Annotated in this window: 22 protein-coding genes; 20 read left to right on the top strand and 2 right to left on the bottom strand. The window is 64.9% G+C overall.

The window, feature by feature from the left end; translation table 11 throughout:
• The first annotated feature begins 749 nt into the window (after positions 1 to 749).
• The 10 genes from K5L49_RS19845 (at position 750) to K5L49_RS19805 (ending at position 7312) form a co-directional block, all read left to right on the top strand.
• Positions 750 to 1622, top strand: a complete 873-nt coding sequence (locus tag K5L49_RS19845; protein ID WP_223695386.1) for a hypothetical protein — start codon at positions 750 to 752, stop codon at positions 1620 to 1622.
• On the top strand, positions 1622 to 2404 hold the full coding sequence (locus K5L49_RS19840) for a hypothetical protein (RefSeq protein WP_223695385.1): 783 nt from the start codon (positions 1622 to 1624) through the stop codon (positions 2402 to 2404). Before K5L49_RS19845 ends, K5L49_RS19840 begins: the two co-directional genes overlap by 1 nt.
• On the top strand, positions 2401 to 2787 hold the full coding sequence (locus K5L49_RS19835; protein ID WP_223695384.1) for a hypothetical protein: 387 nt from the start codon (positions 2401 to 2403) through the stop codon (positions 2785 to 2787). Before K5L49_RS19840 ends, K5L49_RS19835 begins: the two co-directional genes overlap by 4 nt.
• On the top strand, positions 2763 to 3734 hold the full coding sequence (locus K5L49_RS19830) for a hypothetical protein (RefSeq protein WP_223695383.1): 972 nt from the start codon (positions 2763 to 2765) through the stop codon (positions 3732 to 3734). The genes K5L49_RS19835 and K5L49_RS19830 overlap by 25 nt, the downstream gene beginning before the upstream one ends.
• A 139-nt stretch (positions 3735 to 3873) precedes the next feature.
• A complete protein-coding gene (locus K5L49_RS19825; RefSeq protein WP_223695356.1) occupies positions 3874 to 4944 on the top strand; it encodes a hypothetical protein in 1071 nt (356 codons plus the stop codon).
• A complete protein-coding gene (locus tag K5L49_RS20765; protein WP_374107715.1) occupies positions 4941 to 5312 on the top strand; it encodes a DUF1643 domain-containing protein in 372 nt (123 codons plus the stop codon). The genes K5L49_RS19825 and K5L49_RS20765 overlap by 4 nt, the downstream gene beginning before the upstream one ends.
• A 31-nt stretch (positions 5313 to 5343) precedes the next feature.
• Positions 5344 to 5553, top strand: a complete 210-nt coding sequence (locus K5L49_RS19820) for a hypothetical protein (protein WP_223695355.1) — start codon at positions 5344 to 5346, stop codon at positions 5551 to 5553.
• Positions 5554 to 5640: 87 nt separating this feature from the next.
• Positions 5641 to 5964, top strand: a complete 324-nt coding sequence (locus K5L49_RS19815; RefSeq protein WP_223695354.1) for a PadR family transcriptional regulator — start codon at positions 5641 to 5643, stop codon at positions 5962 to 5964.
• Complete coding sequence (locus K5L49_RS19810) at positions 5961 to 6701, top strand: hypothetical protein (protein ID WP_223695353.1); 741 nt, start codon at positions 5961 to 5963, stop codon at positions 6699 to 6701. The genes K5L49_RS19815 and K5L49_RS19810 overlap by 4 nt, the downstream gene beginning before the upstream one ends.
• A gap of 239 nt (positions 6702 to 6940) precedes the next feature.
• A complete protein-coding gene (locus K5L49_RS19805; RefSeq protein ID WP_223695382.1) occupies positions 6941 to 7312 on the top strand; it encodes a hypothetical protein in 372 nt (123 codons plus the stop codon).
• A 219-nt stretch (positions 7313 to 7531) separates the two neighbouring features.
• Here K5L49_RS19805 and K5L49_RS19800 read toward each other — a convergent pair whose 3' ends face one another.
• Complete coding sequence (locus K5L49_RS19800; RefSeq protein ID WP_223695381.1) at positions 7532 to 8785, bottom strand: ROK family protein; 1254 nt, start codon at positions 8783 to 8785, stop codon at positions 7532 to 7534.
• A 71-nt stretch (positions 8786 to 8856) separates the two neighbouring features.
• Between K5L49_RS19800 and K5L49_RS19795 the strand changes: the two genes are divergently transcribed.
• The 10 genes from K5L49_RS19795 (at position 8857) to K5L49_RS19750 (ending at position 20419) form a co-directional block, all read left to right on the top strand.
• Positions 8857 to 10524 carry a glycoside hydrolase family 13 protein gene (locus K5L49_RS19795; protein WP_223695380.1) on the top strand — a complete coding sequence of 556 codons (1668 nt, stop codon included), beginning with the start codon at positions 8857 to 8859 and terminating at the stop codon, positions 10522 to 10524.
• Positions 10517 to 11866, top strand: a complete 1350-nt coding sequence (locus tag K5L49_RS19790) for an alpha-amylase family glycosyl hydrolase (protein ID WP_223695379.1) — start codon at positions 10517 to 10519, stop codon at positions 11864 to 11866. The genes K5L49_RS19795 and K5L49_RS19790 overlap by 8 nt, the downstream gene beginning before the upstream one ends.
• Before the next feature lie 92 nt (positions 11867 to 11958).
• Entirely contained in the window at positions 11959 to 12750 is a 792-nt protein-coding gene (locus tag K5L49_RS19785; protein ID WP_223695378.1) for a carbohydrate ABC transporter permease, read from the top strand.
• A gap of 34 nt (positions 12751 to 12784) precedes the next feature.
• Positions 12785 to 13567, top strand: coding sequence for a carbohydrate ABC transporter permease (locus K5L49_RS19780; protein WP_223695387.1), 783 nt, complete (start codon positions 12785 to 12787; stop codon positions 13565 to 13567).
• A 24-nt stretch (positions 13568 to 13591) separates the two neighbouring features.
• The gene (locus K5L49_RS19775; protein WP_223695377.1) at positions 13592 to 14842 is read left to right on the top strand and encodes an ABC transporter substrate-binding protein; all 1251 of its coding nucleotides are present in this window, start codon (positions 13592 to 13594) and stop codon (positions 14840 to 14842) included.
• A gap of 327 nt (positions 14843 to 15169) precedes the next feature.
• Positions 15170 to 15397, top strand: coding sequence for a hypothetical protein (locus tag K5L49_RS19770; RefSeq protein ID WP_223695376.1), 228 nt, complete (start codon positions 15170 to 15172; stop codon positions 15395 to 15397).
• A gap of 195 nt (positions 15398 to 15592) precedes the next feature.
• Positions 15593 to 16816 carry a hypothetical protein gene (locus K5L49_RS19765; RefSeq protein WP_223695375.1) on the top strand — a complete coding sequence of 408 codons (1224 nt, stop codon included), beginning with the start codon at positions 15593 to 15595 and terminating at the stop codon, positions 16814 to 16816.
• Positions 16792 to 17085: a hypothetical protein gene (locus K5L49_RS19760; protein ID WP_223695374.1), complete on the top strand. Its 294-nt coding sequence runs from the start codon at positions 16792 to 16794 to the stop codon at positions 17083 to 17085. The genes K5L49_RS19765 and K5L49_RS19760 overlap by 25 nt, the downstream gene beginning before the upstream one ends.
• Before the next feature lie 894 nt (positions 17086 to 17979).
• Positions 17980 to 18228 (top strand): hypothetical protein, encoded by a 249-nt coding sequence (locus K5L49_RS19755; RefSeq protein WP_223695373.1) that lies wholly within the window; start codon positions 17980 to 17982, stop codon positions 18226 to 18228.
• A gap of 316 nt (positions 18229 to 18544) precedes the next feature.
• Positions 18545 to 20419, top strand: coding sequence for a hypothetical protein (locus K5L49_RS19750; protein ID WP_223695372.1), 1875 nt, complete (start codon positions 18545 to 18547; stop codon positions 20417 to 20419).
• On the opposite strand, the gene K5L49_RS19745 is transcribed toward K5L49_RS19750, so the two are convergent.
• Positions 20385 to 21539: a hypothetical protein gene (locus tag K5L49_RS19745; RefSeq protein WP_223695371.1), complete on the bottom strand. Its 1155-nt coding sequence runs from the start codon at positions 21537 to 21539 to the stop codon at positions 20385 to 20387. The two genes, K5L49_RS19750 and K5L49_RS19745, sit on opposite strands and share 35 nt — an antisense overlap.
• Positions 21540 to 21915: the final 376 nt, after the last annotated feature.

Below are 21915 nucleotides of genomic sequence, written 5' to 3'. Positions count from 1 at the left end.
CGGTGTGCTGTTCCCGCTCGGCTATGTCTGGATCATCGATCCGCAGGCGCCGCAAGACCGGCTGGCGACTCGTTGGCCTGTTTATCGGCGTGATGCTTGCGCACCCGCTGCTGTTCTTCATGCTCGGCGTCACGTTCCACTGGATCGGGCCGGCGTCGAGACGTTCGGCGATCACCTGAACGTGCAGCGCCTCGCGCTGCTCATTTCCGGCATTCTCGCAATGCTCATTGCGACTCTCAGTCCGGCGCTTCTGATGAAGTTCGCGCCGGTCATCCCGGCCTCCTTCGGCGGGAGTAACGGGCCGAGCATGCAGCCGGGGCGATGGGGCTCGGGCAATATGCAGGACGCCACGCAGAAGTACGCACCAGAAGCCCGACAGGGTGGCAAGCCGACTGACTCTGCCAACGCCCCATCGCCAGTCGAGGACGCACCCAGCGTGAAGGGGAGCGGGGGACTGGGCGACTTCGCCGGAGCCGGAGCGAAAGCGGGCAAGAGCGCCGGACGGGCAGCCGGCGCAGGAGCCGAAGCGGGCGCAGCCGGCGCGGGCACGGGGGCCGGCGCAGCTGGTGCCGGAGCTGGCAGGCTGGCGGCCGCGGGCGCGGCCGAGTCCGCTACTGCGTCGGTGCCGCGATTGGCGTTCCTACGCTCATTGCGGCCGGCGCTGTGGCAGCCGGGCAGGCGGCTGTCGAAAAGGCCCAGGAGGCGGGCGCTATGGCCGCTGAGGCGGCTGATTCGGACGAGGGGGCACAGTGAGCAACGCAGCGCAGAACACGATGGTAGAGAGGCAGCTGGGCGGCGAAGCCGGCCACCGATCATTCTTCGGCGGGTCCGGCAAAGGCCCGCGCAACATCCTGCTTGCCCTGTGTGGAGTCGGCCTGGTCGTCGGCGCACCGTTCTTTGGTGCACCCGCCGTCGTCGTTGCCGTCATCGCCGCGCTGCTGGTGTTCCTGGTCACAGCACGCACTCACCGCGGGTCGATCCTCGACCGGCGCGAACGTCGGGTGCGCTGGAAGGACCGCCGCCGCGCCGGCATCGACCGCTACACGCCGTTCGACGTCGCACAGTGGGACCAGCTGACCCAGCTCAGCCAGGACAAGACCGCCGGCAAGGAGGACCGGTGGACGGCCGCACGCGAGCTTGCGGCGATGCGGACCATGCCGGACGGTGCGGACGGGATGGGATGGCTTCAGATGGGCCGGCGCGAGCCGGGAATCGCCTGGCACGCCCCGATGGGGGAGAAGCCCTATCTATCGGTCGTGTTCACCGTCACCGGGCAGCTGCGCGGTGCGGAGCCCAACTCGGTCGCTCGTCGAGCGGCCGAGGCTTTCGGGGAGTTCCTGGCATCGCGCGCAGCACCGTCGAGCCTGCTGCGTCGCGTGCAGGTGACCACGCGAGTGCTGCGCCCCGACAACGCATTCAACGCGGCGTGGGCGGAGGTTAGCCTTGACCCGACGATCCCGACCAACCACCCCGCCGTGCTCTCGTACGGGGATGTGCTGCACACGGCCGGCGGGACGCAATGGTGCAGCGGCACACGATCACGGCGTGCTGGCCAATCGACGCCGAATTCGTCGACGTCGCCCGTGGATATGGGGAGGGCCGCGACGGTTGGCGCGCACTGATGCACCGCGAAATCGAGTCCGCAGAGCGCGGCCTCCGCGCGGCACGTTTGGGAGACGTTGCCGTGCTCACCGCACGGCAGACCGGAGCGCACGTCGTTCACGGCCAGAACCCGTTTCACCCGATCGACCAGCCTGTCGACGACCCGGGCAAGCTGGGCGTCGCGTCCCACGACGAATACTCCGCACACATCGTCACGGCCACCAACCCCGAGACGGGCGCAGAGGTCGAGTGGTGGCACCGCACCGCCGCGATCAAGGCCGAGAACCTCGCCGTAGGCAAACGGTCGCAGCTGTGGATGCTCGACCTGCTGATTGGGTCGGAGCTGCACTTCCTCCGTACGGTGTCGTTCCATCACCAGCTAATCCCCGCATCCGAGGCACGCGCTGCGGCCCGGCGCGACCTGGTGCGCGACCAAGCCGCGCAGATGAACGACGCCGAAAAGGGCCGCCTCGCGAACGACGAAACCCACGTGAACAAGACCGCCGCGCAGCTGCGGAACGCCGATCTTGGGTATGGCTCCCGCCACCACGGGGACAGCTGGATCGGCTACGTCACGATCACCGAGACAAGCCGCGACCGGCTGCAAATCGCGTCTCGTCAGCTAGAGGAAGTCTGCGAGAACGGGCTCGGCGTCGAGCACCTGGACTGGCAGGACAGCTTCCAATCGGCGGCGTCCGGCACGACGTGGCCGATCGGCCGAGGTATCCAGACCGAGAAGCCCTCTGTCACCAACCGCGTGTACCGGAAGCTGGCCGGCAAGACCAACAAGGAGGCGCTATGAGCGAGCACAAGGCCGAGAGCACCAAGAGCGGTATGTGGTCGCTGCCGGTTCTGCGGAAGTTCGCCCCGCCCGAGGAAGTACAGGTCGACGAGAGCGGACGCACCGAGGGCAAGGACGAGCTGCTGCCGTGGAACGTCCCCGGCACGCAGCTGCGCGCGCGCAGCGGCCGCGCCGGTCGCGGCTTCTACGCCCCCGCGCTGCGCGGTGCGCCGTCGACCACCCGGCAGGCCGAAGTCCTCAACTCCGCCGTTATCGGCGCACCCACCGGCACCAGCGGCATTGTCACCGGCCGCGACGTGCTCTCGAAGACGTCAATCGCGCACGACCCGGTGACCGCCTACAACTCGCGCCGCGGTTGGTGTCGAGCCCGAACGTCGTCGTGATGGGCGACGTCGGCTCCGGTAAGTCGAGCTTCATCAAGACCGCGCTCGTCGCCCGGCCCCTCATCATGGCCAAGCGGCGCGCCACCGTGTTCGACAAAAAGGACCGAGCAGGGGAGGGCGAATACTCCGAGCTCGCGCGCGCGTTCGGAGCCGAGCCCATCAAGTTCACCGACGACGGCACCGGCACCCGGCTGAATCTGCTGGACCCCATGATCAGCCACGGCACCGGAGCATCCGGGCAACTGCGGCTGCTGAAAGTCGTCACGCGCCTCGCTCGCAACGACACCCCGCTCAACGAGTGGGAAGAAGAAGCGCTCCGCTCGGCCCTGCGGATCACGCTCGCCCGGTTCGAGGACGGACGGGTGCCGACCCTGGCCGACGTGCTGCCGGCGCTCGCGTCGACGACCGCGGACAGCGACTACGCGCAGCATTCGCCGCAGGCGCGGGACAAGCTGCACCAGGCCGGCCTCTCGGTGCAGTTCACCCTCAACACGCTCTTGGACGACTATGCCGGCCTGCTCGACGGCGAAACGTCCAAGGTGGTCGACCTGGCGCACAAGCTCACCAGCTGGGACATTTCGCAGCTGCCCGATGACGGCCCTTCCGTGCCGATCGTCATGGCGATCGGGCACATGTGGCTGCTCGGTCGACTCCGCAACGACCGCGGCTGGCACACGACGTGCGTCTACGAGGAAGGCTGGCACATCGCTGCCGGCCCCTCCGCATCGCTCGCGAGGGCGAATCAGAAGCTCTCCCGTGGCCTCGGCTCTCCAACGTGTTCGCCTTCCACAAGGGCACCGATATTCCTGCCAACTCACCCGGTATGGCGATGGTGCAGGAGGCCCAGTCGGTCTACGTCTACCGGCAGAGCCGGCACGAGGATGCGCTGTGGTGCCAGCAGACCTTCAACTTCTCTCCCGAGCGGGCGCACGACATTACGCAGCTGAGCGACGGCCACCACTACTTCAAGTACGGCACGCACGTTGAAACGCTCGTGCGGCACATCCGCTCGGAGTGGGAGACGCAGATCACCAACACCGACGAGGGCATGGAGGGTGCCGCCGCCTCGGTGCTGCGGAGCGCGTGATGGGCTGGAAGGGCATCGCGGCTGCCGGCATCACCGTTCTGGTGATGTTCGGCGGTGGTGTGTTCATGTCCGGCGCGCAAGCCAGCGGATGCGGCGGCGGCGAGGTCGTCGCGACCATCGCGATCAGCAGCCGGCCGATCGCCGGCTACTCAGGCGACCAGCTCGCGAACGCCGCGGCGATCATGAACGCCGCGACCGGACTGGGGCTCGACGCCCAGGCTCAGGTCATCGGCGTCATGACCGCGATGGGCGAATCCGGGTTGCGGGTGCTCGACCATGGCGACCAGGCCGGCCCCGACTCGCGCGGGCTGTTTCAGCAGCGCGACACCTGGGGGAGCCTCGCGGATCGGATGGACCCGACCAAGTCGGCGGTGCTGTTCTTCCAGCGACTCATCCAAGTGCCCGGCTGGCAGGCCATGACCCCGACGCTGGCCGCGCACACCGTGCAGGTGAACGCTGACCCAAACCACTACACGAAGTTCTACTCCGCGGCCGCGCAGGTCGTGCAGGCGCTCGGCAGTAATGGCGGCGGCACCCCCGGGTGCGCCGTAGGCGCCGACCAGGTGGGGCTCGCCCAGGAACTCGTGAAAGCGGCGGACGCCGGCCAGCTGCGTGGCCTGGTGCCGGATCACATCAAAGAGATCCGCTGGATTGCTCAGGATAAGACCGTCGCGGATTGCGGAATCGACACCCGTGTCTTGCAGACCATCGTGCTCGCTGTTCGCACCTTCCAGTCCGTGGGCGTCTCCGACATCAACCGCAGATGCACCGGCCAGATCGAAGGGGCCGGCACGGAGTCGGCCCACTACAAGAACGGCGGCGGGCACGCCGTCGACTTCTACATGCTCAACGGCACGCCGCTCACGGGGGCAGACGGGTACTCGCTGCGCCTGATCGGGATGCTCGACCCGATCGTGCCCAAGGGCTCACGAGTCGGGCAGAAGGACGTTCGCGCAGCTGCGGGCGTGACGATCGCGACCACGAACTTCGGCCAGATCGACGACACCGGGAACCATCTACACATCGACTTCCTGTACGCCACGGGCGCTTATGTCGGGAGTCAGCAATGACAGGCGTGTTTCAACAGCGCGCAACGCAACCCAGTGACATGCATGTCGCCTACAGTCCGGAGCTGAAAGCGGAGAATGAGCGGCACATTGCCGAGTTCATCGGCGGGCGCCGACTCGAGCTGCTAGCCGCCTGGGGCGAGACGATTATGGCGCGATCGTACCTGCGCGGCATGCTTCGCGGCATCGTGGGCCTCCCAGAAGCCGCGTCCTGTAACTGGAGATCTATCGGTGACCCTCTAAAAGAGCGGCCATCCGCGCCACCCCTCGCGAGCAAGCTATGCGTGGCCACTGCGTCCGTTCGACATTCACGGCTATCTGCGTGGGCTGTGAAATGCTTCTGCGTGCGAACACGCTCAATCAACTGTTGACGACGGCGTGGCACGCGACCAGCATGTCGGCATGAGTGATGACGACGAGTTCGATGACGATGATGAGATGGTCGTGGGCGACCAGGAACTCGTGTCGTTTGAGAAACATCTGTTCGCCGCCATCCGCGAGTCTCGCCAGCTCGACGCGGAGATCGACGACGAGTACCGCCGGCTGACGAACGGTGAGTACGACGAGCCAGCTATCCCGGAGCGGGAATCGGACGGCGAAGGCAAGCCGTAATCGTTGCGCGGGTACCCGGCTGAGCAACCAATCGAGTAGGAGGAATTTGGTCTGGACGCCCTATCTCTACCTATGTAGAGTTAGGGCATGAAGATCACTCCGTCTCTCGTGAAGGTCGCGACCGCACTCCTCGACGCCCCAAAGGAACGACACTGGGGATACCGGTTGAGTGTGGACAGCGGTGTTCGGTCAGGCGTCCTCTACCCAATCCTTGGACGCATGATGGACGAAGGATGGCTGACCGACGGCTGGGAGGATCCCAGCGAAGCTAACGGCCGCCCTCCCCGCCGCTATTACGAGATCACCGATACGGGCCTTCGTGAGTTGGGAGCGGCTCAGAGTCGATTCCTCGCATCACAGGCTCGCGTGGGGGCGACAAGGCCCCAACAGGCAAGGCTGGCGATGACATGAATGTAGATTTCGATTTCGCGAAACTTGCCTCTCTGTTGGGGCTGTGGCCGCTCGTCGGCATGGGGGCGGCTCTGCTCCTCGTCTGGGGGATCGCCCCGGGCTGGATTGTGAGACTCGCTTCCCTCGCCTTCCGGAAAGGTGACGCGCGCCGCAATGAGATGATCGCCGAGCTCTACGCGGTCCCGCATCTGAGGCAGCCGGTGTGGGCGCTTCAGCAGTGTGAACGCGCCCTAAGCGAGGGCCTCGCCCCTCGCCTCTGGCAACTGGGCTATCGGCGGTTTGCCGGGCGATTTACTCGAAGGACCGAGGTTGCTAAGTCGTATGCGGAAACCATGATCTACCCGATCTTTCCGGAGAACGAGTTTCTCCGGCGGTATCGGCACAGCGATGATGCGCTTCCGATACTTCCCCTGATGCTCGACTTTGAAGGCCCGAGCGGTGAGCCTTTGATGAGCGTGAGGATGGGCCACGATGATGACGTGCTGGTCATGTCCGTGTATCCCGGCGTTTCGGTGCGCTCCGGCACAGATGGCTCTGTGCAGGTGTTGAACGGCAACAAGCAGTTCGTCTTCAGCCACAAGGTCATCAGCGCGGCGTGTGTTTTCGAACGAGAGTGGCGGAGGCAATCGGTTACACCTCAAATCGCGCGGAAGGTTCGGCGATCGACAGTGCCGCTCGCCGTTGATGGCTCCTACCAGGATCATCGCGACTATTCGGTGGTCAATCCGGAGGTCTGACTGTATCTCGGTGGCGTCTGACGCTGTAACCTCTTCTATCCGGCCGCGCCACTATAGGGTTCGTGCATGAGCATGTGGGGGGATGTGCCCTCGTGGGTGACCGCAATAGCCACGGTTGGGTTGGTCGTCGCGGCAGTGACGGCTGGAATCTACGCGGCTCTATCCTGGCGAGATGCTCGCGCACAGGGTTTGAGGCGGGCGCAGGAACGTAGGCGCAGGGTTGCCTCGAAGGTCTCCGCTTGGGTGGCGAGGGCGATACTTCCGAGCACTACGACGTTTGGCTCAGAAACGGCAACAACGTACCGATCTACGATCTATATCTCATGGTGAATGGATACGGCGAACTAGCTGCCCGGGGCGTGGTGGACTTGGATCAAGCCGTTGTGCCACCTGGATTCGAGCAGGTCTTCGCTCTGCTCCCGTACAGCGAAGCGCAGCGGACTAGGGGGCCCAAAGTAGTCGATGGTGAAATCGACCTTCGCGGGCATGAGCCGTGGGACTTCTTGGTAGAGCTGCGATTCCGGGATGCCGATGGGGTTACATGGAAGCGCTCTGAAAATGGCGAGATCTCCGAAGGCGGATCCCGTAGCAAGAAGAACAAGGACTTGTGAGTGAAAACTGAGGTGGTGGCAGGAGCCACGACCTCTTGGGTGGCCCGACCCAAGGGCCACCGGGGGAGCCGCGGCTAGGTGTCGCATTCGCATCTAACGGGGATTGCCATGTTCAAACTGACATAAGGTATATTATCAGCGAAGGAGACTTGGATGGCCTCGACGAGCTTCGCGAAATGAGGTGATGCCGAATCAGCCGACAGCCGGTGGGCTCACCGGCTAGCGGATCGCCGTGGGAGCGCTGGGGGAACTCTTCAGAGCATGATCCCAGACATGGGCGAGCGCCGCGTGCACCGCGCCCTGGATGACGATGTCGCTCGCCAGGGGCGAGGCGAGCAACTCGCTGGCGAACGCCGTGTGCTCCTCGACGCGCAGGCGGAGTTCGGGGATGAGTGGCTGGAGCGACGTCGCCACTCCGCCGCCAAGGACGATTCGGCCGGGGTCGAGGAGGCTGACGAGGGTCGCGATGACGCGCGCCAGACGGTCGAGGAGGCGGCCGGAGATGTCGTGAGCCACGTCGTCGCCCTCCTCTCCCAGCCGGAACACGTCGGCGGCGACGCTCTCGGACGTCAGCTTCGTCTGCAGATGGTCGCCAACTGCGTCCTGCGCCCAATCCTGAGCCAGTCGCCCGATTCCCACTGTGCTGCCGACGCCCTCGATTAGGCTGAGGTATTTCATCTCGCCCCCGCCGCCGTGGTGTCCGCGGTGGAGAACACCGTTCTCGACGATGCCCGCGCCGAAGCGGTCGCCGGCGAGGAGGACGACGAGCGACTGCGCCGGGCCGGACATCGCCTCACGTTCGGCCAGCGCGGCGAGGTTGGCGTCGTTTTCTACGACGATGGGCCATTCCGGGTGGCCGCTGAACAGCAGGTCGGGATCGATCCGGATCCAGTCCCAGAACTCGTCGCCGACGCCCACCCGACCGGTGTGATCGACGGGTGCGGGTACGGCGAGCGTGGCGGCTAGGACGGTCCCGGCTTCAGCTCCGGCGTCGTGGAGGGATTCGTCGACGGCCGCCTGCGTCTCGGCCGTCCGATCGATGATCCACTCGGGGCTGTCGGGGCGCGAGTGAAAGGCTCGTCTCGAGCGTCCGACGATCTGGCCGAGCAGGTCGGCGACCACGCAGGTCACGGATGAGAAGCCGAGATCAACCCCGACGACGTGGGCCGCGCCCGGGTTCAGGGCGAAGCGGCGGGAGGGCCTGCCGCGGGTCCCTTCCACCCGGGGGCCGGCATCCGACTCCGCGATCCAACCCGCAGCCAGCAGATCGTCGCAAACGGCCAGGATGGTGGAGCGCGTGAGGTCGGAGAGCTCGATGAGTTCGGACGTTGTGAAGCTCTTGCCGGCGGACGCGCTGCTGAAGATCTTCAGCAGCGCGAGCGTGTTCGAGCGCCGGAGGACGTTCGTTGACGTCGCGACCAGCGCGTGCGTTGGAATCGATTTCTCTGCGGGACTTGCCCAAACCCTCGACATGTGACAACAATAGTGCACGTCTTAGATTTAGAACCTAGATAAATTCTGGATCGTCTCTCTCGGAAGGATCAATGGTGACCGAAAGCGTTCTGAACGCCACCCGTGTGGAATCTCCCGACCGGTGGTGGCGGCAGGCAGCCGTGTATCAGGTGTATCCGCGCAGCTTCGCGGACGGTAACGGCGACGGAGTAGGCGACTTCCTTGGGCTGATCTCCCGCATCGACTACCTGCGCGATCTCGGCATCGACGCAGTCTGGCTGAGCCCGTTCTACCCGTCCGAGCTCGCGGACGGCGGCTACGACGTCGCGGATTATCGCGACGTCGACCCGCGCATCGGTACGCTTGCGGACTTCGACGCGCTGGTCGCCCGCCTCCATGACGTCGACATCAAGGTGATTGTCGACATCGTGCCGAACCACAGCTCCGATCAGCACGCTTGGTTTCAGGAAGCCCTGCGCAGCGTACCCGGTTCCGCCGCCCGCGACCGCTACATCTTCCGCGACGGGCGCGGCCCGGACGGCTCAGAGCCACCGTCGGACTGGACGTCGATCTTCGGAGGGCCGGCCTGGACCCGCGTGCCGGATGGGCAGTGGTATCTGCACCTGTTCGCTCGCGAGCAGCCCGACTGGAACTGGTCGAATCCCGAGGTGCGACAGGACTTTCTGACCACCCTTGAGTTCTGGGCAGATCGCGGGGTCGACGGATTCCGTGTCGACGTCGCCCACGCTCTGACCAAGGGGCTGGGAGTTGAGCTGCCGACGCAGGTCCAGCTCGAAGACCCAACACACTTCCCAGTCGGGACGCATCCGATCTGGGACCGCGACGAAGTGCACGAGATCTATGCGGAGTGGCGACGCCTGTTCGACCGCTACACGCCACCGCTCACCGCCGTCGCGGAGGCCTGGGTGCCCGCGGAGCGGCGGATCCGCTACGCCACCGAGCAGGGCCTCGGACAGGCATTCAACTTCGACCTCCTCAAGGCCACCTGGGACGCCGCGCAGTTCCGGCGCATCGTGGAGGAGAACCTCGATCTCTCGGCGCAGAGCGGGAGCTCCAGCACGTGGGTGTTCTCCAACCACGACATGGTCAGACACGCCACCCGGTTCGGCCTCCCCTCCACAGACAGCGAGGGCCACGCGTGGCTCCTCTCCCATGGCGTGGAACCGCGGGAGGACCGCGACCTGGGCCTGCGCCGCGCTAACGCCGCCACCCTGCTGGCGATGGCGCTGCCCGGCAGTGTGTACCTGTACCAAGGTGAGGAGCTCGGTCTGCCGGAGGTCGCCGACATCCCCGGCGACGACCGCCAGGATCCCACGTTCTTCCGCACCGGAGGTCAGGAAATCGGCCGGGACGGCTGCCGCGTGCCGCTCCCGTGGACGGCAGACGGGCCTTCCTTCGGCTTCGGCGCGGGTGGTGCGCACCTGCCGCAGCCGGCCTGGTTCGCCGAGTTCGCGGTCGATACCCAGAGCGGACGCTCGGGTTCGGTGCTGTCCCTCTACCAGGACGCGCTCGCCGGTCGGCGAATGCTGCAGACTGACGAGCGTCTGGAGTGGCTCGACATCGCGCCGGATGTCGTGGCGTTCCGCCGGCCGAACGGCTGGACGTCCGCGACCAACTTCGGCTCTCACTCCGTCACACTCGAGGCAGAGCGCGTCTACCTGTTCAGCGACGGTTCCGTCCCCACCGACGGTCCCGTGCGTCTCGAACCCGACACCACCGTCTGGTACCAGCATGGCTGAGACGTCATTCATCGCGCCGGACTCCGACATCGCGGCGGCCACGATTTACCAGGTGTATCCACGGGCGTTCTCCGCCGATGGAAGCCTCCGGGCGGTCACGGCAGAGCTCGAGCGCATCAGCGCCCTCGGGGCCGACATCCTCTATCTCACCCCGGTCCAGCCGATCGGTCGCGAGCGCCGCATCGGATCAGTCGGAAGCCCGTACGCGATCCAGGACTACCGGCGGATCGACCCGGAGCAGGGCACCGACGGCGACTTCGACGAGCTGGTGACCCGCGCGCACGCGCTGGACCTGCGCGTCGTGCTCGACATCGTGTTCCATCACGTCTCACCGGACGCCGTGCTCGCCCAGGAGCTGCCTGACGCTGTCATGCGCGACGTCGCCGCAGAACCAACAGGGTCGATCCCCGAGTGGGGGGACGTCGCCGAGCTCGTCTTCGACAGAGCTGTCCGAGCCCACCTCCTCGAGGTTCTTCTGTTTTGGGCGGCTCGGGGTGTGGACGGGTTCCGCTGCGACGTCGCATCCCTCGTCCCGCTCGACTTTTGGCTGGATGCGCGAGCTGTCGTAGATGCGGCGCACCCGGGGACCCTGTGGATCGCCGAGACCGTCGACCCTGGGATGATCGCGTTCTGCCGCCGCGCCGGCATCACCGTGCACGAGGACGCGGAGGTGTTCCAGGCGTTCGACATCGAGTACCCCTACGACACGTGGCAGTTGTGGCGCAACGCGACAGACGGTCGTGCATCCGCGCTACAGTACGTAGACCTCGTCCAGTGGCAGGGCCTCACCCGGCCGCCGACCGCCATGAAGCTACGCTGCGTCGAGAATCACGACAACGCACGTGTGCAAAGCTTCCTCAGCACCGATCGCGCCTTCGCCTGGACTGCCTTGACGGCTCTGCTCCCCGGCCCGTTCCTGATGTACGCCGGGCAGGAGGCCTCCGCCGCGGCTAGGCCTTCGCTCTTCGAGCGCGAACCCGTCGACTGGTCCGGAGTTGACCTGTCGGCGGTGCTCACACGATTGATCAGCGCGAAGAAGAAGACGCGTTGGTTGCGTCGCTTTGACGTGCTCGAGTCCGCTCCGTGGATCGGGCTGTCGTGGAGCGCGATCGAGGCCGATGAACCGCACACCCTCCTCGGCCTGTTCGACGTGGACGGTACCGGCGGTCCCGTGCCCGTGCGAATTCCCGACGGCCGGTACACCGACCTGCTCGCTGAGGCCGAGGTGGTCGTCGCGAACGGCCTGCTGCACACCGCGGCACCCGCCGTCGTCCTCGACGTGGCGGCTCTCGTGAGCTGGCCTACCAGACGGAACCCGTTGCTCATTGGGGAGGTCGACTGATGGTCGGCACCCGAGGCTGGCGCAAGGCCGGACTAATCCTGCTTTTCATTGGGCCCGCGGTCGTCCCACTGATTGCCTTCCGGTTTTACCCCATGATCTCGTCGCTGTGGACGAGCCTCCTGAATTGGGACCTCCTAAGTCCCGCCACGTTCGTGGGACTGAAGAACTACGCGAAGGTCCTCACGAACGCGGACTTCGGTCAGGCGCTCCTACACACGCTCTACTATCTCTGCGGTTACGTGCCGCTCGTGCTGCTCGGCGCGCTTGTCCTCGCCCTGCTGCTCAACACGAAGATCCGCGGACGCGGGGTGTTCCGTGCCATCTACTACCTGCCGGTGGTCACCAGTTGGATCGTCGTCGCGCTGCTATGGAAGTGGCTGCTGAGCCCCGACGGCGGAATCGTAAACTTCCTCCTCGGGCTCGTCGGCATCTCCGGCCCCGGCTGGTGGACGGATCCCGTGTGGGCGATGCCCGCTGTGATCATCGCGTCGGTCTGGAAGGACATGGGCTTCAACATGCTTATCCTGCTGGCCGGGCTGCAATCGATCCCGACGCACCTCTACGAGGCGGCGCGCCTCGACGGCGCCGGATCCGTCAAACGACTCTTCTACATCACCCTCCCGCTTCTGACACCGTCGATCTTCTTCGTGGTGGTCCTGAGCCTGATCGGCGGGTTCCAGGTCTTTGACCAGGTCTACATCATGACCGGCGGGGGTCCCGCCGGCTCGACGACGGTCATCCTCCAGCAGGTCGTGCAGCAAGCGTTCTCGTACGGAGACATGGGCGGCGCATCCGCGATGAGCTGGGTGCTGTTCGCGATCATCCTCGTCTTCACGCTCGTCCAATTCCGCCTCCAACGACGATGGGTCACCTACGATGCATAGACTCCGACTCGGCAAACCCACGATCATCGTGGTGATGGTCGCGGGCGCGATCGTGTTCCTCTTCCCGTTCGTGTGGATGATCTCCACCTCGCTCACGGCCCCGGGGAACCTGTTCCGCACGCCGCCTCAGCTGATCCCCCAGCCGTTCGACGTCAGCGGGTACGTCCAGCTATTCGAGAACGAACCGATGCTGCGATGGATGCTGAACAGCATCCTGGTCTCCGGCGTGCTCACGGTGATCCAGGTCACCACCAGTGCCCTCGCGGCTTATGGATTCACGCGGCTGGAGTTCCCCGGACGCAACGCTCTGTTCGTGTTGGTCCTCGCGACACTGATGGTGCCGTTCCAGGTGTTGATCGTCCCGCTCTTTGTTGAGTTCAAGTCGATGAACCTCCTCGATACCTACGCGGCGCTAATCCTGCCCGATATCGCTATGCCGTTCGGGATTTTCCTGCTGCGGCAGGCGTTCCTCCAACTGCCCCGTGAGATCGAGGAAGCCGCCTTTGTGGACGGCGCAGGGCATATTCGGGTGTTCTTCAGCATTGTCGTGCCCATGTCGAAACCGATCCTTGCGACCGTCGCGATCTTCTCCTTCATGGGCGCATGGAACAGCTTCCTCTGGCCGCTCATCGCGATTCACAGCACCGACATGATGACCCTTCCTCTGGGACTGTCAAACATGTCGGGCGTCTACGACAAGAACTGGAACATGGTGCTCGCGGGGGCGGCAGTCTCGGTGGTTCCTGTCATCGCTGTCTTCCTCTTCGCACAACGGTATGTGCTGCAAGGGGTCTCAATGTCCGGACTCAAAGGCTGAGCGGACACACGAAAGGTGCGCAACATGAAAAGAGGCAAGGCACTCACCGCGGTCGCGGCGATGCTCGCGGGAATTACCGCGGTCGCGCTGTCGGGCTGCAGCCAGGGAAACGGCGGTTCCGATGAGAAGGTGACGCTCGAATACGCCAATTTCTCCTCGTCCCCTGACCACACGAAGCAGCTCGATGCCATCATCGCGGCGTTCGAGAAGAGCCACCCGAACATCGCCATCAAGGTGACCACGGCCGCGTACGACAACTACTTCACGAACGTCCGCACGCGCGTCTCCGGCGGCAGCGCCCCCGACACCTTCGAGCTGGACTACGCGAACTACCTGTCGTTCGCCGGTTCGGACGCCCTGCTGGATCTCAATTCGAACGGACTCTCCGTGGACTCATCGGTCTACGCCAAGAAGCCGTATCAGTCGTTCACGCTTTCGGGCAAGCAGTACGGCCTGCCGGAGAGTTTCTCAAGCGTCGTCCTTGCGTACAACAAGACCATGTTTGACAAGGCGGGGCTCGCCTACCCGACGAACTCGTGGACGTGGGCGGATGAGCAGGCCGCCGCTAAGAAGCTCACAGATCGGGCCGCCGGCATCTACGGGGATTATCAGCCGGTGCAGTTCTCGGAGTTCTATAAGGCCATCGCGCAGGCCGGCGGCTCCATCCTGAACGCGAACAAGACGAAGGCCGTCTTCGACAGCACGGCCGGAGTGAAGGCGGCGAACTGGCTGATCGGAAAGGTCGGCACCACTATGCCGACCGCCGCGCAGCTCGGCTCGGGAGGAGAGTCCCAGCTGTTTCTGGACGGGAAGCTCGCGATGATGGAGCAGGGCATCTGGGCGTTCTCCGAGCTTGACTCCATGAAGGACGACTGGGACATCGTGGTCGACCCGGGGGATGCCCAGAAGGCGTCGCAGTTCTTCAGCAACGCGGCGGTGATCTCGAAGAGCACGAAGCACCCGAAGGAGGCGCTCGAATGGATCGAGTACCTCACCAGCAGTGACACGACCGTGCAGCAGCGGATCAGCTCCGCCTGGGAGGTCCCGGCCATCTCGGATCAGAGCAAGCTGTCGGCCTACCTGACCGCGGGCAAGCCGGCAAACCGCCAGGCCGTCCTCGACTCGATCGAGCACGTCGTGCTCCCGCCGGGTGTCAAGCAGGAGTCCCAGCTCGAGAACATCATCACGCTCGCGCTCCAGCAGGCGCAGCAGGGCAAAGACGTGGAGCAGGCACTCTCCGACGCAGCGAAACAGGTCGACACGCTCCTCGGCTAGAGCGTTCACCCGTGTCAGCGGCGAGCAGCCGGCGGTCGATTGCATGTCGGCCGCCGGTTCTCGTGCCCTGCCTGTCAGCCCATCGAGTAAACGCCTGTCGGTGGCGTGCCATAGCTTGTGGCGGATTCATCGACTTGAACTTCGAACTGATGTGAGGCGGAGTGGAAAAGGTTGCGCCCGCTGGTCCGTCAGCCTTAGGCCACACAGAGTGGTCCAGAAGCTTGGGAACACCTTTTGACACGTACGTGTCAGCCAGATTCGGACATATCCGTTTCGACACGCCGACGCGTCGCTGATTAACGCTAGCTCTATCGCTAGTGTGACGACATGACAGCTCGACGTCTCCCCCGCGGTACACGGGTCAAGCCCGTATCGGTGGGTTGGAAGATCGAACAGACGTCGAAGGACAAGATGGACGCCGTCGCAGCAGCGATGGGTGTCTCAGCTGCCGTTCTCCTGGAAGAGATGATCGATCGTCTCGACCTCGATGAGCATGGCGTTCCGACGTGGTGGACGCCCGACAACAGCGAGGAGCTGCCCATCAACACCGGTTAACGCATTAGGCCCGCCGCTTTCGCGACGGGCCTAGAAGCCTTTGTCAGAGCCGCTTCAAGTTTGGCGACTGGTCGGTTCTGACGATTTCAACTCAAGCCGGAAGAACCGGAGGGTTCTTCGCGTCTCGAAGGAGATGCCCAAATAGTACACCAGGCGTACTCGCTAACCCTAGGTACAGCATCACCGCCCGTCGGCGTGTCGGCGGGCGTCGGCCTGTCGACCCCTGGGCCCGCCTCGGAGCGACCGGGTGCGTCGCGTCCGCGCAGCTGGTCGCTGCCGGTGCCCGAAGGTGCCTACGGGCCGATCGTCGCATGGCGAGGTCGCGAGCATTGGCTTGCGGCGCTCACGGCCGCTCTGGGTACTCCGGAGGGCGAGGCGGCACGTGCGTCCCGGAAGGTTGCACGACGCACCCTGCTAGCGATTGCTGCCGAGTACGCCGAGCGCGCCGACGTCGCCACGGGCCGCAGCGTCACCGTGGCGCATGACACCGTGGGCGGTGCGGTGGAGCGCTGCGCTAAGACCATCCAGCGTGCCACGAGGACGCTCGAAGCGCTCGGGTTTGCCGCGACCGTAGCAGAGGGCCGGTACCTCTACGCGGACGAGCGAGAGGCCGCCAGAGCGCTGCACCAGAGTGTGCAACTGCGGGCCGCCTCGGTGCTCGCGCTGACCCTGCCGGCTGTGGATAAGTCGTCGGTGAACACTAAGAATGTCCACCTACCTGTTAACGCTCAAAACCCTCTATCAACTTACGAATTCTCGTTAGAGCAAACGCGCGCAAGCGCGCAATCGGAGGCCGCTCCGCGGCCCGAGCCTGGACGGAAGAAGGGCGATCCGGTCAAGCATGTACGTCCAGTCCCGCAGGTACGCGCGATCACCCGTCAGCGGTTCCTCGCACAGCTGGATCGCCACTATGGGAACGCCCTGGCGCGCGGCCGCCACATCGGCCAGATCGATCAGCTGCTACGCCGTGCCGGCGTGGCGGAGTCGTGGTCGCTGGGCGAGCTAACGCAGCGGATCGCTGGTCGGTTCCCCGCCGCACACGAGAAGCTGCACACGGCAGAAGATCCGTTGCGCTACTTCGCATGGATGATCCGGCAGACGATCGAGCCCGGCGAGACTCCCCCGGCCGTCGCGAGCGACAAGCGGGCGCGTGAGCTGCAAGCTCAGCGTGCGCAGGCCGCTCGTGAGAGGGAGGCCGAGAGGCAGCGTCGAGCATCGCTTTCCCCCGGTGAGTTTGCCCGCATCCGGGCAGAATCGGACGCCGCAATTCGAGCACGCGACGAGGCTCGTCGACGTGAGCGGGCGACGTCGCCGCGAGCGATCAGCGACGTGCTGCTCGCGTCGGCCGGCATGCTTTTGAGTTCCCCCAGGCGGTCCAGGACCTCCACCAAAAGGTGCTCGACCTGCACGCGATTCTGACCGGGAGAGGCTGGTCAATCGACGTCGAAGGGATCGAGCACGGCGACGTCCAATGGACGTGGGAGCCGTCGCGATCCGAGCACGTCGACGACGACCACAACCCCGTCACGGAGGTCTGGTTCCGACCCCCGGAGAGTGCGCCGGCTGACCTGTTCCCGGTGCTGAACCTCGCCGGCCAACGGACCACCGACGCTGCAATTTCGCTCGCCCAGCTGTACGCTCGCCTCGACGCGATCGAGGCCCACCGTGCCGGACGGAGCCACCGATGACCGCTTACACACCTTGCAGTTCTTTCACCAGGTTTGCGCGTATCGAGAGCGGCCGCAGCGCTGTCGCTGCTGCGGCCTCACCCGTAACGGTGCAGATGGTCGGCCAGGAGCACACATGCGCCGTTGGTTGGTCGTCGACGAGCCGCGGGAGGTTGGCGCAGGCGCTCACTCCCCGCGGCTGGCAGGAGCCAGCGTCGATCGTCACGTTGCCAAAGGTTCGCGGGTGCGAGTAGCGGCCTCAGGGGGCCGCCTGGCGGCTCTGAGAGCCGCTGATCGACAGCTCCACCGGTTCTGAGCTAGTACGTCGGACTATTCACCGAGCGCGAATAGGCAAACGCATACCCGTGGCCGGGTTTGCCCTGCCCTGCCCCCACCCCGCGCTACGCGCGCTTCCCAACCTCCCGCACCCAACAAGTTGTCTGAGGGAGGTTGGGAAGTAAAGGGGTGGGGGCAGGGCAGGGCAAGAAAAAGAGTGTGAGAAAGAAGAAAAGGGAAGAAGAAAAACAATGCAAAGTTGAGAGAGTGGTGGGGTTTGAGAGTGCATGTTGCCTTGGGTAGGTGGTGAGAATCGGTGGCTGTTGTGAGCGACAGTCGAGCAATACAGGAAGGTAGCGGACGCGGCGGAGCCGTGTTCAAATTCCTGTCGCTCTGAGCCCCGATCAGGTGACACACAAGCGTTCTACCTGGTAGCTTGGTTAGCAAGGTGAGAGGGGGCACTGGTGCAGCTGACCGAGCGTGACGAAGCAATGGTGGAGTGGCTGAGCGTGGTTCGCATGGCCGACATGGATGCGCTTCGGTGGGCGCTCGGAGGGTTGTCTGGTGCGGGCTCTCCGGTGAGTTTGCGGAAGGCTCAGCAGTGGACCGCGAGGCTCGTTGAGGTCGGTCTGGTCGACCGTGCTCGACCCACGTTTCCGAGACGGTTCGATCGTCTGGGCGACGCACCAGGCGATCGGCAAGACCGCCCCCAACCTGTTCCGTCAGACGACCCGTCACGAGGTCGCGGTGGCGGCCGTCTCGGCGCGCTACTTGTGCCGCGGCTACAGCTGGAGCGCGACCGGAAACCGGGGATGCGGAGTGAGCACCAGACGGACGGGGTTGCCGTCCGACCGGACGGCCGGCGCGAGCTGGTCGAGGTCGAGCTGACGCCGAAAACGATCGACCGTTACCGTGTCATCTTCGAGAACCACACATGGCGGCTGGCGCGCGAAGGTGTCGACCGCATCGTGTACTTCTGCGACACGACCACGGCTCGCATCGTGAACCGAGAAGCCGACACGAGAGTGTTCCGTGACGACCGTCACCGCATCCTTGCCCTGCCCGTTTTCGACGTGCGCGGGAAGTGGGTCGGAGATGAGAGTGGAGCTTGGGATGGGGTGCCAGAAAGCACGCCGGCCGAAGTGCCGGCGCAGCTGGACGGCTTGGTAGTCGGTGGGCCGGCTACCGATGGATGGGGGACGCGATGAGCAACCAACAGCAAGTGCAGCAGGGTGGCTCCGACGACGCCACGAGCGTGCTCGTCGAGAAGCTTGTCATCGCCGTGCTGATCCTCGCGCTCGTCGCGGTTTGCGCCCCGTTCGTGATCCCCTTCATGGTGGCCAGGGTCACCGGAACGGTCATCGCGACCAAGACGTGGTTCTGGGTCACCTGGCGGTGGCAGTGGATCGTCAACACGATCGGAGTATTGCTCGTCGCCGGGCTGCTCGGCTTCGAGCTCGCCTGGCTCGCACAGTGGATTGCGAGCGGCGACGCCGCGGCGTTCTTCAAGACGCCCGACTGGAAGGCCCAGGCGCTCGGCATGTGGCCGTGGCTGCTCGGCAACTTCCTGGCCGGCATCCTCCTGCTGCCGGTCACCTGGTCGATTCGACGTCGCCGTGTCGCGACGCTCGTACGCAACCGGCGCATCGCTGACGTCGTGCAACAGACCAGGATCGAGACGGCGCGCAAGCGCGCAGCCGATCGCGCGGCCGCGCGCCGGATGGGCGTCACCGTCGACGCCGAGACGGGCCAGATCACCGGTTCCGCGAAAGGCGCGATGACGGCTCCGCTGCGCACCCCAGAGGGTGCGCAGGCGTTCGGGCTCGTCAGTCGCGCCACGGTGCGGACACTGGCCGATCGGTTCTATGACGCGCGCCGTGTGCGCGACTGGATCGACCCGGGCGGAAAGTACGCGCAGATGCCCACCGCGGCATCCGCGGTGCGCTTCCTGCTGATCGCCGAATCCGGCACCGGAAAAACCGTGTTCCTGAACGACGCGATGCAGTGCGCGCTCGAATACGGCTGGCCGGTGTTCTTCATCGACGCCAAGGGCGACCCGGAGGACGCCGAAAAGCTTGCAGCGCTGGCCGAGAGCTTCGGCCGCACCGCGGCGATCAACGCCGGCTGGGACATGTTCACCGGCACCGCCGACCAGGTGACCACGAAGCTCATGCGGCTGATGCCGCCCCCAGACGGGGCGAATCAGCACTACCTCGATGAGATCCGCGGCATCCTGCAAGCGGTGCAGGATGCGTCGCCGCTGCGCAGCGTCGACGACCTACGCGAACGCCTCAGCAACCCGGCCCCGCACGTTCGCGACCAGTACGACCTCCAGATGGTCAACGCGATCGTGGACTCCCGCGCCGGCATTTCTGCCGGCCAGCGGACGTTGCAGAGCTTGCTCGTCGCGCTGCGGCCGCTAGAGCGGTGGCTGGACCCCAACGGGTGGTCCTACGAGAAGCCGAACGCGGACATCACCATCGTTCCGCTGGCACCCTCCGACGACTCGCAGGCTCGTCTCGGTGACCTGCTGTTGCTCGACCTGCGGAACTTCCTGACGAACCGGCTCATGCGGCGAGACAAGACGCCCGTGCTCGTCGTCGTCGACGAGTTCCCGCAACTCGTCACCGGCACCAGTGATCCCGGCGACACGGCCGGCTCGCTCTACGAGACGGCGCGATCGGCCGGCGTCGGCCTCGGCCTCGCCGCCCAGTCCCCCGCGGGCCTGTCCAACGACGAGACACGGCGACGCCGCGCCCTCGCCTCCGGCGCTGCGCTGATCTTCGGTCGGCAGAAAGACCCCGAGGACGTCGTGAAGTACGCCGGCACCTACATGCAGATGGAATCCTCCGGCATGGCGACCGGCGAGGAACTGAAATCCGCCCGAGCTCAACACACCTACGTGATCCCGCCACAGGATGTGCGGGAAGCTAACGACGCACAATTCTGGATCGTCCAGGGCGGCTCAATGGCCGCGTTCCGGGTGCTCCCCAACCGCAGGGTGGAAGGCGCCGATATCGCTGCCGCAACGACAGCGGGAAGTATTAGGCCGCCTTCTGGGGTGCGAAGCGCTCCCTGAGGTAGAAGTACCGGTCATCGTCTGCAAGCAGCCAATTGAATCGCAGGATGAAAGTCAGTGCACCCCGAAGGGCGAGCATGAGCCGTCTGAGTTCTGCTTCTTCATCGGGATCGCCCACGTTGGCGTGCTTGAGTCGTTCAGCCGACGAGCGCACCTTAACGATGCTGAGTGCGACCATCGATTCCAGGTTGGAAGTTTCGGTGGGCGCCTGAGCGGCGTGCGCGAAGCAAAGGGCACTGGCCCGCTTGGTCGGAATTGCTCGACCTTCACGCTCAAACACGAGGCTCTTATCGTCTGGGTAGTGCTTTCCAATCCATTCAAGCACGTCGGCCTCGTCGAACGCCGTACGAAGGAGCCGATCGATAAATTCGACCAGGCTATTTGCCGCCTGTGAAACGCCATCGTCGGAAGCGGCCAGCGCCTGCTCAAAGCCGCGCAGCTTACGGAAGAGTACGTCGCTCAGCTCCTGGGCCCTGCGCTGCGTTTCGACGTCGAGCATCGTCCTCATGACGTCGATTAGCTCATCAACTCCAACGTCGAGAGTTCTTGCCTCGGCATCACGCACCGGGAACCCCATCTTCTGCAAATCGATGTCGCGCTTGTCAAAGAATCCGCCGACAGCGTGGTCCAGCTTTAGGACCGCGTCCAGGAGAACGGTCTGAGCGTCGCTGAATCCACCCAGGTTGGCTCTCTCCTTGTCGGAGAGCGGCCCTGCCGCGTCTTGCAGGGCCTGAGCGACCGGCATAAAGCTTCGAAGCAGCCGTCTCGTGCCCAGCAGGAACAGCGCCCAATCCTGGTTGAAGGCAACAGTGAGCCGATTGAACGTCTTAGACCCCAACAGACGATTCAAAAAGCGCCGCGTGTTTGGGTTGTTCAATCGCCCGAAGCTTTCCTTGACCTTCTGCTCAATTTCTTCCTGAGGGAGGTTCAACCAGTCCAGACGGCCTTCCGGAACTCCGTCGGGAAACAGCCGTTCAAACCGGACCGGTAGCTGGGCCAGCCGGTCGTCCCATGTTCGATCGGTCTCATCGAGCAAGTCATAGACGGTGGCAGCTGCTGCGTCCAGCAGATCCAGGGCGAGCGGAGGCAACCCAAAAAGACGGCGAACGCGTACGGGCACAGCGCGTAACTCCGTTGCTATTGCTGATAGGTGCTCTTCCTGGGAAGGCGGTAAATCCTGAGTCACTGCCGCTCCAATCTCGGTACCGGAGCAGGTGCCTCACTACCGACGTCTCTAAGCCATGAAAGTCACGCCAACAGAATATCGGGGACCTCCGACATTCGGCCGCTATCTCAGGCTGTGAGTGTGAGGCACAGCTGCTCGACATGCGAGTGCGGGTGCAGAGCAAAAGGACGGCCGCTGCGGCGGCCGACTGTATCGAGCCCCTAGCGGGGCTCAGTTTTTTACCGGGAAGCCTGCGGCGATTCTACGGTCGGCGGCCTTCGCGCAAGCTCCCTGCGGGAGCCAGCTCCGCCGAGATTTTCCGCACGCGGTC

It is taken from the genome of Leifsonia poae (genome assembly GCF_020009625.1).
GTDB classification, from domain to species: Bacteria; Actinomycetota; Actinomycetes; order Actinomycetales; family Microbacteriaceae; genus Leifsonia; species Leifsonia poae_A.
Note: the sequence above shows the minus strand (reverse complement) of the source record. Positions and strands in the feature narration are given on the sequence as shown.